The 15,465-nt window shown below is 38.5% G+C and carries 9 protein-coding genes and 1 pseudogene; 6 read left to right on the forward strand and 4 right to left on the reverse strand.

Annotated elements, in window-relative coordinates; translation table 11 throughout:
• Nucleotides 1-2,073, forward strand: a 2,073-nt coding sequence (locus ACINWC743_RS13660) for a type I secretion target GGXGXDXXX repeat protein (protein WP_009585936.1), incomplete at its 5' end; no start/stop codon positions are given.
• A gap of 395 nt (nt 2,074-2,468) precedes the next feature.
• Here ACINWC743_RS13660 and polA read toward each other — a convergent pair.
• A complete protein-coding gene (gene polA, locus ACINWC743_RS13665; RefSeq protein ID WP_009585914.1) occupies nt 2,469-5,231 on the reverse strand; it encodes a DNA polymerase I in 2,763 nt (920 codons plus the stop codon).
• Nucleotides 5,232-5,393: 162 nt separating this feature from the next.
• On the opposite strand from polA, the pseudogene ACINWC743_RS13670 reads away from it, so the two are divergent.
• Nucleotides 5,394-8,107, forward strand: a pseudogene (locus tag ACINWC743_RS13670) (DUF2339 domain-containing protein).
• A gap of 808 nt (nt 8,108-8,915) precedes the next feature.
• Nucleotides 8,916-9,236, forward strand: a complete 321-nt coding sequence (locus ACINWC743_RS13675; protein WP_005033541.1) for a DUF2834 domain-containing protein — start codon at nt 8,916-8,918, stop codon at nt 9,234-9,236.
• Between the two features lie 434 nt (nt 9,237-9,670).
• On the opposite strand, the gene ACINWC743_RS13680 is transcribed toward ACINWC743_RS13675, so the two are convergent.
• On the reverse strand, nt 9,671-10,846 hold the full coding sequence (locus ACINWC743_RS13680; protein ID WP_009585894.1) for a thiolase family protein: 1,176 nt from the start codon (nt 10,844-10,846) through the stop codon (nt 9,671-9,673).
• A 116-nt stretch (nt 10,847-10,962) separates the two neighbouring features.
• Nucleotides 10,963-11,385, reverse strand: a complete 423-nt coding sequence (locus ACINWC743_RS13685; protein WP_009585928.1) for a GspH/FimT family protein — start codon at nt 11,383-11,385, stop codon at nt 10,963-10,965.
• Between the two features lie 484 nt (nt 11,386-11,869).
• Here ACINWC743_RS13685 and omp38 point away from each other — a divergent pair, with 484 nt between their 5' ends.
• From omp38 to ACINWC743_RS13700, 3 genes are all read left to right on the forward strand, one after another.
• Nucleotides 11,870-12,901: an outer membrane protein Omp38 gene (omp38, locus tag ACINWC743_RS13690; protein WP_009585983.1), complete on the forward strand. Its 1,032-nt coding sequence runs from the start codon at nt 11,870-11,872 to the stop codon at nt 12,899-12,901.
• A 116-nt stretch (nt 12,902-13,017) separates the two neighbouring features.
• The gene (locus ACINWC743_RS13695) at nt 13,018-13,473 is read left to right on the forward strand and encodes an OmpA family protein (RefSeq protein WP_009585935.1); all 456 of its coding nucleotides are present in this window, start codon (nt 13,018-13,020) and stop codon (nt 13,471-13,473) included.
• A gap of 76 nt (nt 13,474-13,549) precedes the next feature.
• Nucleotides 13,550-14,080, forward strand: coding sequence for a hypothetical protein (locus ACINWC743_RS13700; RefSeq protein ID WP_009585932.1), 531 nt, complete (start codon nt 13,550-13,552; stop codon nt 14,078-14,080).
• A 68-nt stretch (nt 14,081-14,148) separates the two neighbouring features.
• Here ACINWC743_RS13700 and ACINWC743_RS13705 read toward each other — a convergent pair whose 3' ends face one another.
• A complete protein-coding gene (locus tag ACINWC743_RS13705) occupies nt 14,149-15,354 on the reverse strand; it encodes an RtcB family protein (RefSeq protein ID WP_009585917.1) in 1,206 nt (401 codons plus the stop codon).
• Between the last annotated feature and the right edge of the window lie 111 nt (nt 15,355-15,465).

A 15,465-nucleotide genomic window follows, 5' to 3' on the forward strand; every position in this document is an offset into this window, starting at 1 on the left:
GGTAAAATCACTGGAACCACCACAGATGTTGCACCGAATAGCGATGTGATGATTACCATCACCGGTAAAGATGCAGCAGGCAAAGATGTCGTGATTCACAAGACAGTGAAGACCGATGCGGATGGCAACTACCAGACAGAACTTACGGTCGCTGATGGCATCGTAGATGGTTCAAGTGTCACTGTTGAAGCCACGACTACAGATCGCAACGGTCAAGGTGTTGGACCAGCAAGCGATCATCTTGCAGGTCAAGGCGATAACGACAACGATCCAAGTACGCCTGACGATACTGGCTTAGACTTGGTCACAGCTGAGATCACGGTTGAGATCAATACAGCGGGTAAAATCACTGGAACCACCAAGGATGTTGCACCGAATACCGATGTGGTGATTACTATCAAGGGCTATGATGAAAATGGAGAACAAGTTGAAGTTGATAGAACGGTTCAAACAGATTCAAATGGTCATTATGTTTATGAGTTAACGCCAGCAGATGGTATTGCAACAGGTACGCAAGGTTCTACAGTAGATGTTGTTGCAAAAACCAATGATCGTAATGGAAATACGATTCAAGATCATGACGTAGAAACAGTTGATCCAGTGATCAAAAATGATCAGTCAACAGGTGTGACAAATGGCGATAACTCCATCATTGGTACATCAGGTGATGATCTAATCGCAGGAGATACGGGTGGTTTAAAAACAAACTTTGTGGCAGGAAAGAACTATAACGTATCCATCGTTTTAGACTTGTCAGGAAGTATGCTATTTAATATGGCAGGAACGATTAGAAATGGCGCGAATGTTCCAGAAGGCGAAACGCGTCTTGAAATTGCCAAGAAAGGTTTAAAAGCCTTTATTCAACAGATGGTTGATCATGACGGTACGATTAATTTACAAATCGCATCTTTTTCAGCAAATAATAGTCTTGGAAACACCGTCAATAAAATCTATACCAATGTAAGCGTAGACAATATTGATCAAATCTTTGCGGATATTGGAACTGGAAAAAATGATGGACTTCAAGCAGGAGGCGGAACTTATCCTGAAATAGGTTTTAATAAAGCCGTAAATTGGTTCAATGATGTGTCTGATGCTAACTTTGAAAATCAAACATATTATATTACGGATGGTGAGCCAAATAGTTCGCAAAACACACTAGATAGCGCCTTCCGTCCATTGGCTGATCAAAGTAAAGTCTTTGCTGTTGGTGTGAGTAGTGCTGTAAGTGATGCAACTGTGTCACGCTACGACAATACAGATGCGAATGGAAACAAGCTACCTGGTGCTTGGAGTGGTTCAAATCATGGAGAAGCGAAAGCAATTGCTGATGCGGATAAACTCATTGCATATTTGATCGGCGGTTCAGAAAACTTTGTACCTGCTGATGTAGGCAGCGATACCATTAAAGGTGGTGCAGGTGATGATATCTTGTTTGGTGACGCGATGAATACCAACTGGATTACATGGTCAGGTAGAGATCCTTTGATGCATCCACAATATTCAGGTTATTCAACACTGATTGCGTATTTAAAAGCAGAAGTCACAAGTGGAGCAGAACCAACCCAACAGCAAATTTATGATTTTGTGAAAGAAAATTTTAAGAAATTTGTTGAAGCTGATGCGAATGACCCAGTCACTAAGGGTGGGAATGATACGATCTATGGAGGTGCCGGTGATGACATTATTATTGCAGGTGCAGGTAATGATATTATTTATGGCGGTTCTGGCAATGATATTATTTCTACAGGTCGTGGTAATGACACCATCATGTATGATGTGCTTGTCAATGCTGATGCTACTGGCGGCAATGGTACTGATGTTTGGGTGGATTACCAATCAAACGATAAAATTGAATTCAGTTCTGATTTCTTTGATGGCTTACTTTCAGATAAAAGTAATATTGGAGAATTTATCAAAATTGAAGATGATGGTCGCGGTAATGCCGTACTCAAAGTAGATCGTGATGGTAGTTTAAATACTCAGCATGAATGGGCGGATATATTAATTATTGAAGGTAAGAGTAAAATAGATTTAATGGATATGATTAATCAGCAAATTGTGATCGGTTAAGTATTCTTGGCTTTGATAGATTAAAATCTAATTTTTTATAAATAAAAATGCTCCATTTGTGGGGCATTTTTATTTGACAGAATATATTTGAAAATCAATCTAAAATATTAAATCTCATTCATCTAGCAAAACCTCATCTTTATCAACCTTTATGCGAAGAGTTGAAAAATACAGATTTACTGTAAAGGCGGATCAACAAAGCTATGTACTGAAGATCAAGTTGACTCTGTCTAGGATAAGTTGATCAACAACAAAAGCCCAAATAATTGATTCTAAAAATAGTCCACGCAATTAAGATAGAAGTGTTTTGATTTGACTTCCATCTTAATCTTGTGATGCGAAGGATATGTTTTAATCTACGCTCCCTTAAAAAGAAAGCAGATTAAAGGTTGGGCTTAATGTGCTTCTCCCCAGTTCTTGCCTTGACCAACCTCAACCTCCAAAGGTACAGATAAAGTCACAACTTTTTGCATGACATCTTTAATCTGTTCAGCCACTTGATCGGCAACAGCTTCATCGACTTCAAACACCAATTCATCGTGAACCTGTAAAAGAAGTTTTGCTTGATCTTTAGGTAGGATTTTATCAACTTCAATCATTGCCATTTTGATGATTTCTGCTGCTGAGCCTTGCAATGGCGCATTAATTGCAGCACGTTCAGCACCTTTGCGCACCATCATATTCCGTGCATCAATATCTGGTGTATATAAACGACGACCTGTAATGGTTTCAACAAAACCTTGCTCCAAAGCGACCTGACGAGTACGTTGCATATACTCATAAATGCCTGGATAACGGTGGAAATATTGTTTGATATAGTTTTGTGATTCTTCACGGGTAAAGCCCAATTGACGAATCAAGCCAAACTCAGACATCCCATACAATAAGCCAAAGTTCACGGCTTTCGCTTGACGACGTTGGTCAGAAGTCACATTTTCAAGAGCAACGCCCAATACTTCAGATGCTGTGCGGCGGTGTACATCTTGCCCATTTTTAAAGGCATCGACTAAAGCCTCATCTTGCGAAAAATGTGCCATTAAACGTAATTCAATTTGAGAATAATCGGCAGCGAGTAACACACGACCTTTGGGGGCAATAAATGCTTTACGAATTTGTCGCCCAATCTCTTCACGTATTGGAATATTTTGTAAGTTCGGATCTGTTGAAGATAAACGACCAGTTGCAGTTAGCGCTTGATGATAGCTCGTATGTACTCGGTGGGTATCATTATTCGCTTGTTTGACCAAAGCCTCAGTATAAGTACTTCGCAATTTGGTTAAACCACGATACTCAATGATCAGTTGGGTTATTGGATGATCAATTTTTTCCAAGACAGCTTCAGAGGTACTGTATTGTCCTGTTGCTGTTTTCTTGCCCCCTTTTAAACCCAGTTTTTCAAATAAGACTTCACCCACTTGCTTTGGTGAGCCGACATTAAAAGATTCACCAGCGATCTCAATAATTTGATTTTCAAGGTTTTGAATTGTATTGGCGAAATCAACACTGAGTTGATCCAAAAATTTTAAATCTAGCTCAATGCCATTTTCTTCCATACTGGTCAGAACGCTGGCAACAGGCATTTCAATATTGTGTAAAATTCCGCTGAGCTCAGGGATTTCTTTGAGTTTTCGTTCTAATACTTCATAAAGGCGATAAGTGACATGCGCATCTTCTGCTGCGTAATGACCAGCTGTTTCAATATCAATTTGATTAAAGGTTTTTTGCTTCGCCCCTTTACCCGCAACCTGTTCAAAGGTTGTCGTTAAATGACTCAGATAAACTCGAGCAACATCATCCATACCATGACGAGTTGCTACTGAGTTCAACACATAAGATGCCAACATGGTGTCAAAGAACCAACCTTGTAGATGAATCCCATGGTTTTCAAAAATATGTGCATCATATTTTAAATGATGCCCAATTTTTTCAATATTTGGATCTTCTAAAATAGGTTTAATTTGTTGAATGATTGTTTCGCGATTGAGTTGCTCTGGCGCACCTTCATAATCATGTGCTAAAGGGATGTAATAGGCATCATGTGCATCGAATGCAAGCGAGAAACCTACCATTTCAGCAACACGATAATCCAAACTTGTGGTTTCTGTATCAATTGCAAAGCGTTTTGCCGTACTTAAACGCTGGAATACTTTGTCCCAAACATCTTGACTTAATACAGTATGATACGTTGCTTCACCTAAACGGTCATCGACACTTGAACTTGTGGCTTGATCGGTGATTTCACTTTCAACAGCTTGTTCAGTTTTGATGGCACTTTGTGCAGTTTGTTTATAGGTTGAACTATTGGGGTTGTTGGGATGATCTAAAGACTGTAATTGGTTACGGAACTCAAGCTCTGTATATAAGTTGCGCAATGCTTCAACATCAGGATCGCAAAGTTTTAAGTCTTCATAGCTGATGTTTAAATCAAGGTCAATGATGATGCTGGCAAGTTGATGATCAAGAGTAATCCCATCAACATTGTCTTTTAGACTTTGTCCAACTTTACCCTTGATATTGTCCACATTTTTTAAAATGCCATCGATTGAACCATATTCATTTAAAAGCTTGGCGGCAGTTTTTGCACCTACCCCAGGAACTCCACGAATACCATCTGATGCGTCTCCCATTAAGGTTAGATAATCAATAATCTGATCCGGACGTACTCCAAATTTTTCAATGACACCATCAACATCCATTGGTTTGTCTTTGAAACTGTCTTCCAATGTCACTTTATCTGTCACCAACTGCGCCATGTCTTTATCGCCAGTTGAGATTAAAACTTGATAACCTTCTTTTTCAGCACGTTTGGCTAAGGTACCGATAATGTCATCAGCTTCAGCACCTGGAAGGGTGTGAAGTGGAATCCCTAAGGCGCGAATTAACGCATGTAAATAAGGAATTTGTTGGGATAATTCTTCAGGCATACTTGGGCGATCACCTTTATAAATCGGTGAAAGCTGATGACGAAAAGTCGGTTCAGGTGTGTCGAAAATAACAGCCATATGGGTTGGTTGTACACGACGCATAAGCTTTTGTATTGCCGAGATTGCTCCACGAATCGCATTGGTCTGTAATCCCGTTGATGTTGTTAGAGGTGGGAGTGCATGAAAGGCACGAAATAAAAAGTATGACCCATCGACCAATACAAATGGTGGCATTGATATTTTCCTAATTCAAATTACCGCTTTATTGTACGTGATTTTTCTCTGTTGCGTAGTGGCAACCATCGTGCTTGTGTTACTGAATATCTGATGAATTAACAGAATCATGTTGGAATGCTGTTGTATGATCAATATATTGAGGATGAAGAAAGTAAAAATATGCTGAAAGGGCAGAGTGAAATTCGCATTATCTGGTTAATGATGCTCATTATTATTGCGGTGAGTGCATGGTTTTTAGATGCACACGTATTGACTTATCTCTGTGGTTTAGCTTTTGTCATGAGTGTAATGCACTATGTCGATGCGATTCAAAATCCGATGTTAGATATCGCCCAAAGCATGCATTTACCGTTACATAGTACCTCAAAAGTCCCGCTCTATATTTCTTCTATCATTGCTGTTGTCGGATTAACCCTGCATTTGAGTTGGATGGTGGGACTAGGTTTAACGGCATGGATTTTCTTTTTTCTTAGATGGTTGAGGCGTCTAGAACGTTATCTCACACAAGTTCAGATACAAATTCAGTCGCTTGAATATTCTGCGAATCGATCAACTGCTTCATTCTCAATTCCTTCAACGCAATCTGAAGAAGTGCCACGAGATTCCGCAACGAGTTTGATTTCACAAATTCAAGATTGGATTTTTAAGGGGAATCCTGTACTGAAAGTTGCCATATTGGTGTTGGTCATTGGGATTATACTGTTACTGCGTTTTGCAACAGAGCATTGGCAATTGAGTCTCGTAATTAAACTCACATTGGTTGCTTTATCGAGTATCGCAATCACCACACTTGGTCTGAGTCTGCAAAGTAAAAATCGTAGTTTTGCATTGGCACTGGAGGGATTGGGGCTTGCTGGATTATCTCTCACCTTATTTTTTGCATATTATACCCATGTAATTCCTAATATTTATCTGGCAAGCCTTTGCTTTGTTATGATTATGCTAATTACACTCAGCTTAAGCTTAAAGCAGCAAAGTGTTGAATTGGCACTTATGGCAATGTCAATTGCCTACATTGCACCCTTTACCTTACCCGTACGCGACGCCACTGTCGTTGAGCTTTTAACCTATTATTTGCTGATTAATATTGCAATTGCGATAATGAGCACTTTGAGACCGTGGAAATATCTGAATCAAATCGGTTTCTTGGTTACAGCAATCGTTGGGAGTGTCTATGCAATTGGTCATGGTGATTTACAAGACAAACAGACACTTACCCTTTTAATTTTTGCGCATACAGCTGTTTTTATTTGGTTAGGTTTCCGTTTTAGCCAACTAATTGCCAAACAAGATGTTGAACAATTTAAGCTTAAACCGAGTTTAGATATTGCCTTGATTTTTGGTGCTCCGATTGTCAGCTATCTTTTTTTATATTTGCTTTTTTTCATCAAAGCATGTTATTGGCGAGTTTTAGTTTAGCTTTTGCTGCGCTTTTCGCAGGAATTTATCAATTTTCAAAACGTAATCAGTCGATTCAATTGATTTCACAGAGTTATTTTATTCTTGCCTTGATCTTTATGGCTTTGATTCCACCTATTTTATTACATGGACAATGGAGTGTAGTCGGATGGGTACTCGAAGGGTTATGTATATGGGGGTATGCGTTATATCGACAATCAGCAATTAGCCGTTATTTGGCGATGGCATTGATGGTCGTTGCAGGGGCAACAAGCCTGTATTATTTATTTAAACTGCCAAGCTTCCCAACCACAATGTACTGGTATTTATGTATTAGTTATATTTTTGCAGTGTTATTGGGAAATAGTCGTGAGGCATTTCGACAGCAACTGAATGCGCTGTCTACCTTATTTCTGAGTTTATTGATGATTGCAGCAACGTCGATGTTGCTTATTCTACTGCTTGACTATTTTAATGGTGCTTATCACTACATATACACATTGCTGATACTCAGCGCTACTTATCTGTTGATGAATGAATTGATGCTCAAGTTAAAAGCATTATCAACATGGTTGATCCCCAAGTGGATTGGTATTATTCCTATTTATGTTTTTGCACTGATTCTTTTATTGGATATAAGTCAAAATGGTGTATTGGTTTGGCAAACTGACATTGATCGATGGGGAATGACATTAGCAGGATTGATATTGACCACACTATGGTTAAGACCTTTTCATGCGCTACGCTTTATGGAAGAGTGGGGAAGTTTAGGCGTTTTAATCAGTTTAAGCTTAGCTAGCTTAACTTTAATTCCTTCTACACCTTATATTAGTGTCGTGATATTACCTTTATTGTTTTGTGGGTGGTGCTTTATTCAGAAAAGTGCGGATTGGAAATTTTTTTGGCAAACACGAACCAGTTTGGCGCTGATGCTGATATGGATCATCTGTTCGCAATTATTTTCTCAACAGGCTTTTCAAGGCTATTTATTGCCAATCTTGAATCCATTTGATTTGGTGAGTATTGCAATGTTAATGGGCTTTTTATGGATGCTCAACTTGCAACAGAAGCTGGCTCTACAACAGGGTACAGACCAAGGTATTCTGGCTGTTTTGTCGGTTTTAAGTCTACTTTGGTTAAGTAGTTATATGGTTCTGCGTGCGCTACATGTGTATTTTGCTACACCTTATAATCAATTAGATTTATGGCAAGATGCGACGGCACAATTAAGTTTGACCTTACTTTGGGTGAGCCTGGCGTTGATTAGTATGAGTTTTGCCAGCCGTAAACAATTACGTCCTGTATGGATTTTAGGTGGCAGCATTCTGGTCATTGTGACCTTGAAGCTGGTTTTGCTTGATTTATCTCATATCGGTACACTGACCCGAGTCATATCGTTCTTGGGAGCAGGTTTTGTGATGTTACTCATCGCCTATATTGCCCCTATTCCTGAACCAAAGCGTTTAGAGTCTTAATTAAGTCTGTGGATGGTTCATGGCGAGTTATTGAAATCTTAGTGTGTGGCTAAATTTTATTTATTCTGAATCTTCAAGTGTGACTTAGAAATAAATATACCAAGTTCAAGCTTATCACGAGATACTTTATTTTAGCGTTTCAATCAAATCGCTAAGATAGTGCCCAGTAATAGAAGCCCCGTATATGTTTCTTCAATGTTTAGATTTATCTCAATATTAAATACTTTTTACTAAGACAAAAAAGCTGATTAGAGATTTTTGATCAATGCGTGGTATATTTTTGATATTTATTTATATTTAACCTGAGTTCGATGTAATTAAATCTTCAACTCATTGAAAAATAATAAATCTCTATGGATTCTTGCTACCTTTTCATCCAATTTTAGAATGAGGAGCGGAGCTCGGCAAGCGCAACCATCAATAGCGTTTCATTTCTCTTGATCAATAAAATGAAGGCGATCAATAGATTGTTTGATGATCTAAAGCTTGCACTGCCACGCTTTACTTCTAAAGTTTAAATTGTTTTGCGTAGGGATGCCTCACTTTTCAGAGATGAAAAGTGACAAAAATCTTTCGTTGAGCGAGGGGTACATCCTCATACCCCCGCTCAACATGGCGACATCCATGTCGCCTCACGATAGCAAGACCATCTATGATTGAAAAGTACAAAATAAATGAATCATCCAAATCACTTGTATGAATAATCAGGCGGTTTGGATGTATCATCTTTCATCAAGGATTTTTATCGAACTCAGGTTATATTTAAATCTTTTGAAAATAAGGTCAATTTAATTAGAAAGGAATAATCATGAAAAGAATATACGCGCTATTGACTCTCCTTGGAATCATCCTTCCATTCTCACAATTTATCCTGTGGTTAAATCAACATGGATTAAACTTAACCCTGTTTTTTCAGCAAATTATTGATAATCCAATCGCAGCATTTGCATGGCTAGATGTCATTGTCACTGTTGTGGTGATTGTCGTTATGGTGATACAGGATGGTCAACAACTGAAAATGAATAGATTATGGGTTCCTGTCATTGCTTCACTGATGGGTGGGGCATCAGTCGGGCTGCCTTTATTTTTATATATGAAACAATGTCATCTTGAACAAAGAGCGGTATAAATCATAGCATTCTTGAAAATTTACATGGTATAAACAAGGCGCATTTACAGTCTTATATTTTGAGAAAAGTTTTAATCGATTTGCGCAGGAGAAGCGTTACTTTACTCAACCATTTTTTTTAACGGTCTTCTTGCACTGTAAACAAAATAGAGCCTTGTTTTTGCTCATATACTCCCGCTCAACATGAAGACATTCATGTCGCCTCACGATCGCAATGTTAGGCAAGATTGGCTGATGAAAAAAAGCAAAGATATTCTATTGATATGAAGTGAATCATATTGATTGGTAACATATAGGCTTGAGCCTTTTAACAGAGGCGTGGGGTGGATTTTGTTTTTTTATCGAATGACGATGAAATAAGATGAAATAAAAAGGCATCAACCATAATGGTGATGCCTTTTTATTTCAGTGAGTTTTAATCTATGAGAAAAAGCTTAAAGAATTTCAATCGCCACAGCGGTTGCTTCACCACCACCAATACACAATGCTGCAATTCCTTTTTTGCCACCTGTACGTTTTAATGCATGGATCAACGTCAAGATAATACGTGAGCCTGTTGAGCCTACAGGATGTCCTAATGCACAGGCACCACCATTGATGTTGACTTTTTCTGCATCTAATTTGAATTCATCGATTGGACACATGGTGACCATAGCGAAGGCTTCATTGATTTCCCATAAATCGACATCTTGAGCATTCCAGCCTGTTTTATTTAAAACTTTTTGGATTGCACCTACAGGGGCAATGGTAAATTCAGATGGATGTTGAGAGTTTGAAGCATAAGCCACAATTTTTGCTAAAGGTTGCAGACCTTTTGCCTTTGCAACATCTGTAGAGGTTAAAACTAAAGCAGATGCACCATCCGAAATTGAGCTGGCATTTGCAGCCGTGATGGTTCCATCTTTAGCAAATGCTGGACGTAAGGTTGGAATTTTTTCAATATTGGCATTAAACGGTTGTTCATCTTGATCAATAACCACATCACCTTTACGACCTGAAACAGTCACAGGTACGATTTCGTCTTTAAACCAACCTTCAGTAATGGCTTTTTGAGCACGTTGTAAAGAACGAATGGCAAAGTCATCCATTTGTTGACGGCTATAACCTTTGCTATTCGCCATATCCTGTGCAAAAGATCCCATTAAGCGACCAGTTTCAGCATCTTCCAGTCCATCAAAGAACATATGGTCTTTGACTTCACCATGTCCCATACGATATCCACCACGGGCTTTCGGCAGTAGATATGGTGCGTTGGTCATCGACTCCATACCACCAGCAACAATGATCTCGGCAGAACCTGCTTTAATCGCATCAGCGGCTTGCATAACAGCTTTCATGCCTGAACCACATAGTTTATTGATTGTGACTGCACCTGTTGAATCAGGTAAGCCAGCTTTACGCATCGCTTGACGAGCAGGACCTTGTTTCAAACCAGCAGGGAGTACACAACCCATAATGACTTCTTCTACATCATTGGGTTGTAAACCAGCGCGCGCAATTGCTTCTTTAATGGTTACAGCACCTAATTCAGGCGCAGTGACATTGGCTAGACTACCTTGAAAACCACCCATTGCAGTACGTGCACCATTGACAATTACGATGTCAGTCATTGTTCTGATCTCCACATGATTCTTGTTAAATATATCCAAAACTTAAGCAGTATATAAAAAACAGCGCAAGAATAAATGCTGAATATGCAATATATGTAGACGCTAGAGAACAGTTTTTAACATTTTTCAGTAGGCTCCTTATTTAAAGTCGCCATTCGTCCGATTTTATAGCGGGTATTGTTGTCAGTATCATGATGCCCACAATAGTAAAAACTGCCTGGTGAACCACGTGGTAGTCCGGTATCACCTTGAAGGGTCAAGACATCACGACTACTGGCACTCCCAATCCAAGTCAAGGTTCCATATTTAATATTTTTTTCAGTTTTAAGGAGTATGAGCTCGCCATCATCAATCTGCTTATTTTTATTACGATCTGTAAAAATAATTATGCCTTTATGCCATGTGTTTTTTTCACATTGGACCAAGCTTTCCGACGAACATATGACAACTGTTGTTCGTCGTGCCAATGCCTGACTTCTTGCATAAGAAACATGCTGTTGAATCATGGGATGAATCGATCGAAATTCTTGCTTTTGCATCCAATCATGATAAAAAGGCAAACTGATTAGGCAAATTATTGCAACGATAACAATTATGCTTATAAGCTCAAACAAAGAAAAACCTTGTTCTTTACAATAAAAATACATGTTTTAATCTTCTGTTAAGTATTGTTTTTTATTTGAAAAATAATGACTTGTCTATTAAATCTTATTGAAACGCTTTTGTAGTAAAATATTTATTACTATCACTTTCTTTTACTGCTAAAATACAGGTAGTAAAAAGATAAGCGATTCACGAAAAAAAATTGAGTAGAAAGTTACCGAATTACAACGGAAATTGTAAGTAATTTTGTCAATAATTTACTTGATTAAAGTTATCAAGCACTTGGAAAAAGCCTCAAGTGTTTGTATGATTCAACGTGAGTAGCTTAAAAATAATACTGGGGTATTAAAATTTATCTCAGGGTAGCCAATAAATTTTAGGCTAGGCTTGAACAACAATTGTTATCTCTGGAGGATATCCATGAAATTGAGTCGTATCGCACTTGCTATGCTTGTTGCTGCTCCACTCGCTGCTGCTAATGCTGGTGTAACTGTTACACCATTAATGCTTGGTTACACTTTCCAAGACTCTCAACACAACAACGGTGGTGACAAAGGTGAGTTAACTAACGGTCCTGAGTTACAAGACGATTTATTCGTTGGTGCTGCTCTTGGTGTTGAACTTACTCCATGGTTAGGTTTCGAAGCTGAATATAACCAAGTTAAAGGTGATCTTGACGGTACTGGCGTTCCTGGTTCTGAATACAAGCAAACTCAAATCAACGGTAACTTCTATGCTACTTCTGATTTGATCACTAAAAACTATGACAGCAAAATCAAGCCATACGTATTGTTAGGTGCTGGTCATTACAAGTACAAACTTGATGACATGTCTTACCACAACAACGAAGAAGGTACTTTAGGTAACGCGGGTGTTGGTGCTTTCTGGCGCTTAAACGATGCTTTATCTCTTCGTACTGAAGCTCGTGGTACTTATAACTTTGACGAAAAATTCTGGAACTATACTGCTCTTGCAGGTCTTAACGTAGTTCTTGGTGGTCACTTGAAACCTGCTGCTCCTGTAGTAGAAGTTGCTCCAGTGGTTCCAGTTGCTCCAACTCCAGTAGAACCAGCTCCACAAGTTCTTACTGAAGATTTGAACATGGAACTTCGTGTGTTCTTTGATACAAACAAATCAAACATCAAAGATCAGTATAAACCAGAAGTTGCTAAAGTAGCTGATGCGTTGAATACATTCCCGAATGCGACTGCTCGTATTGAAGGTCACACAGATAACACTGGTCCACGTAAGTTAAACGAACGTTTATCTTTAGCTCGTGCTAACTCTGTTAAATCAGCGCTTGTAAGCGAGTACAACATTGATGCATCTCGTTTGTCTACTCAAGGTTTCGCTTGGGATCAACCGATTGCTGACAACAAAACTAAAGAAGGTCGTGCTATGAACCGTCGTGTATTCGCGACGATCACTGGTAGCCGTACTGTAACTAAATAATTAATTATTTAGTTAAAAAAAGGCGACTCAATTGAGTCGCTTTTTTATTGGAAATACATATAATTGATCAATATCTAAATAAAACTGAAGCAAAAATCAATAATTATAGGTTAGTCATGAAATACGTGATTCTAGGATTGATGTTGTTGAGTTTAACTGCTTGCACGTCTACGCCCATAAATAGCAATACTGTTTCCATCCAAAAACAATATCCAAACGAAGTAAAGTCTTTGAAACATGGGCTTTCTATATATTTTCAGCCGAAATCGACTGAAATCGATCCGCAATATCGCCCAGCTTTATCAGTTGCTGCACAGTTATTGCAAACCAATAAAAATTTTGTGCTTAATATCGAAGGACATACAGACAGTTCAGGCTCATTGGCTGCCAATAATAAAGTCTCATTGACACGTGCAAATATCGTCAAAGATTATTTAGTGAGTGAATATAAGGTTAATCCTGATCAATTGATTACTCTTGGTTTGGGCCCAACAAAGCCTATCGCAGATAATAAAACTGCGGAAGGCAAAGCAAAAAATAGACGGGTCACTGTTATTTTAAAAATTAAGTAAATTCACAATAGAACTCAATTTTTTTCTATACACGTTATAATGATTTACTCAGATTTTTTAAGTGTTTGGATTGTGAATGAGTCTACAACTTCCTGATGAATTACTGGATTTAGAGGCTAATGGTGGTATTTTTGCGGTCTGGATGCTGATGCAAAATTGTGCTATCCAAGTTGATATTCAAACGCTTGTTCAGCTTTGCAAGCATGATTCTGAAGATGGAACATTTACCATCGGCTTGGCAGTTGGGCTTAAAAAATTAGGTTTTGATGTTGTATTTCATACAGCAGAAGATCCCAATATCCACTTCAAAGAAATTGAGCATTACACAGAGGCAAATCGCCTAGGTTTGGCTATTGAACAACCCTTAACTTATCAAGATATTCAAACCAACATTGAACAGGGTTATGCCATAGTTGTCTATTATGACACCTTAGAAGGGATTGGTAATCACTCCTTGGTGTATTCAATTGATGATCAAGAAATATGTTTTTATGATAGCTTTGATCCAATGCAAAAAAATATTTTTGAACAACAATGCCGGGCTGAAGGTATTTGCCAACAGGTCATCGTCATTCGTGAATATTGTCCTAAGCTCCGATACAGTTAACTTTGCGTTCGATTTCCTCTTTGCAAATCGAAACTCACAAAGAGGAAGTGCTTAACTACAATTAAGACTTAGCCTTTAATACACAATACTTGTTTAAGGGTATGCACCACTTCAATCAAATCGCTTTGATTTGCCATAACTTGATGAATATCTTTATAGGCACTAGGGATTTCATCTACTACGCCTTTGTCTTTACGACACTCAACGCCAGCAGTTTGTGCGATTAGATCTTGCTGATTGAACATGTGTTTAGCTTTCGTTCGACTCATTTTCCGTCCTGCACCGTGTGAACATGAACAGAATGAATCTGGATTGCCTTTGCCTTTTACAATAAAGGATTGCGCGCCCATTGACCCCGGAATAATTCCGTATTCATCAAGCCCTGCACGAATTGCACCTTTGCGGGTAACAAAGACTTCTTCACCAAAGTGAAGTTCTTTTTGCACATAATTATGATGGCAATTAATCGCTTCTTTGGTCATCTGAAAGCTGGGTAATAATGGGCGAATGGCTTCCAAAATTAAACGCATCATTTCACGTCGATTTTCAAAAGCATATTCTTGTGCCCATTCAACAGCTTCAACATAATCATCAAAGTTGCTTGAACCTTCTGCAAAATAGCTCAAATCCTTATCGGGTACATGACCAAAACGGTTTTGCGCTTCTTTTTTGGCACGTTCAATAAAATACGTACCAATCACATTGCCTAAACCACGACTACCCGAATGTAGCATGACCCAAACATCATCATTTTCATCAAGGCAAAGTTCAATAAAGTGGTTTCCGCCTCCTAAAGTTCCAAGTTGTTTCTGCCAAGTGACATCAAAACTGCGTAACATACGTTTTAATGCTGGATGCTTGTCAGTAATTAACTTTAGTTTTTTATCTAAAGGAGAAAGTGTTGATGCTTTGGCTTTAATTTGCTTGTGTATTTCAAATCCAACAGGAACTTTTCTTTCAATTGCGTTACGTAAACTACTCAAGTTGTAGGGAAGTTGAGCAGCTTTTAGACTTAATCTTAAAGCATTCATTCCACAACCAATATCCACACCCACAGCAGCAGGAATGATGGCATTTTTAGTCGGAATCACACTACCTACTGTAGCCCCTTTACCTAAATGTACATCAGGCATGACTGCAATATGCGAGTGAATAAATTGCAGCTGTGACATCTTTCGTAGCTGTGTCAGGCTTTCTTCATCTACATCCGTAGTATAAATTTTTACAGGAACGCCATATTCTGCTTTGGCGTTCAAAATCATTTGTATGCCCATTTTTTCATTCTCTAAGCAAATTATTTTTATTGTCCGAAAGTTTTAAATAAATATTACCCATCCATGACTCGGATTCAATAGGCAATAAAAAACCTAGCGAATGCTAGGTTT

This window comes from Acinetobacter sp. WC-743, assembly GCF_000335555.1.
Taxonomy (GTDB): domain Bacteria; phylum Pseudomonadota; class Gammaproteobacteria; order Pseudomonadales; family Moraxellaceae; genus Acinetobacter; species Acinetobacter bereziniae.

Excerpts from the sequence above, each read along its gene's own strand:
- polA (WP_009585914.1), bottom strand. The coding sequence starts at position 5,231 with ATGCCACCATTTGTATTGGTCGATGGGTCATACTTTTTATTTCGTGCC.
- ACINWC743_RS13675 (WP_005033541.1), top strand. The coding sequence starts at position 8,916 with ATGAAAAGAATATACGCGCTATTGACTCTCCTTGGAATCATCCTTCCA.
- ACINWC743_RS13680 (WP_009585894.1), bottom strand. The coding sequence starts at position 10,846 with ATGACTGACATCGTAATTGTCAATGGTGCACGTACTGCAATGGGTGGT.
- ACINWC743_RS13685 (WP_009585928.1), bottom strand. The coding sequence starts at position 11,385 with ATGCAAAAGCAAGAATTTCGATCGATTCATCCCATGATTCAACAGCAT.
- omp38 (WP_009585983.1), top strand. The coding sequence starts at position 11,870 with ATGAAATTGAGTCGTATCGCACTTGCTATGCTTGTTGCTGCTCCACTC.
- ACINWC743_RS13695 (WP_009585935.1), top strand. The coding sequence starts at position 13,018 with ATGAAATACGTGATTCTAGGATTGATGTTGTTGAGTTTAACTGCTTGC.
- ACINWC743_RS13700 (WP_009585932.1), top strand. The coding sequence starts at position 13,550 with ATGAGTCTACAACTTCCTGATGAATTACTGGATTTAGAGGCTAATGGT.
- ACINWC743_RS13705 (WP_009585917.1), bottom strand. The coding sequence starts at position 15,354 with ATGGGCATACAAATGATTTTGAACGCCAAAGCAGAATATGGCGTTCCT.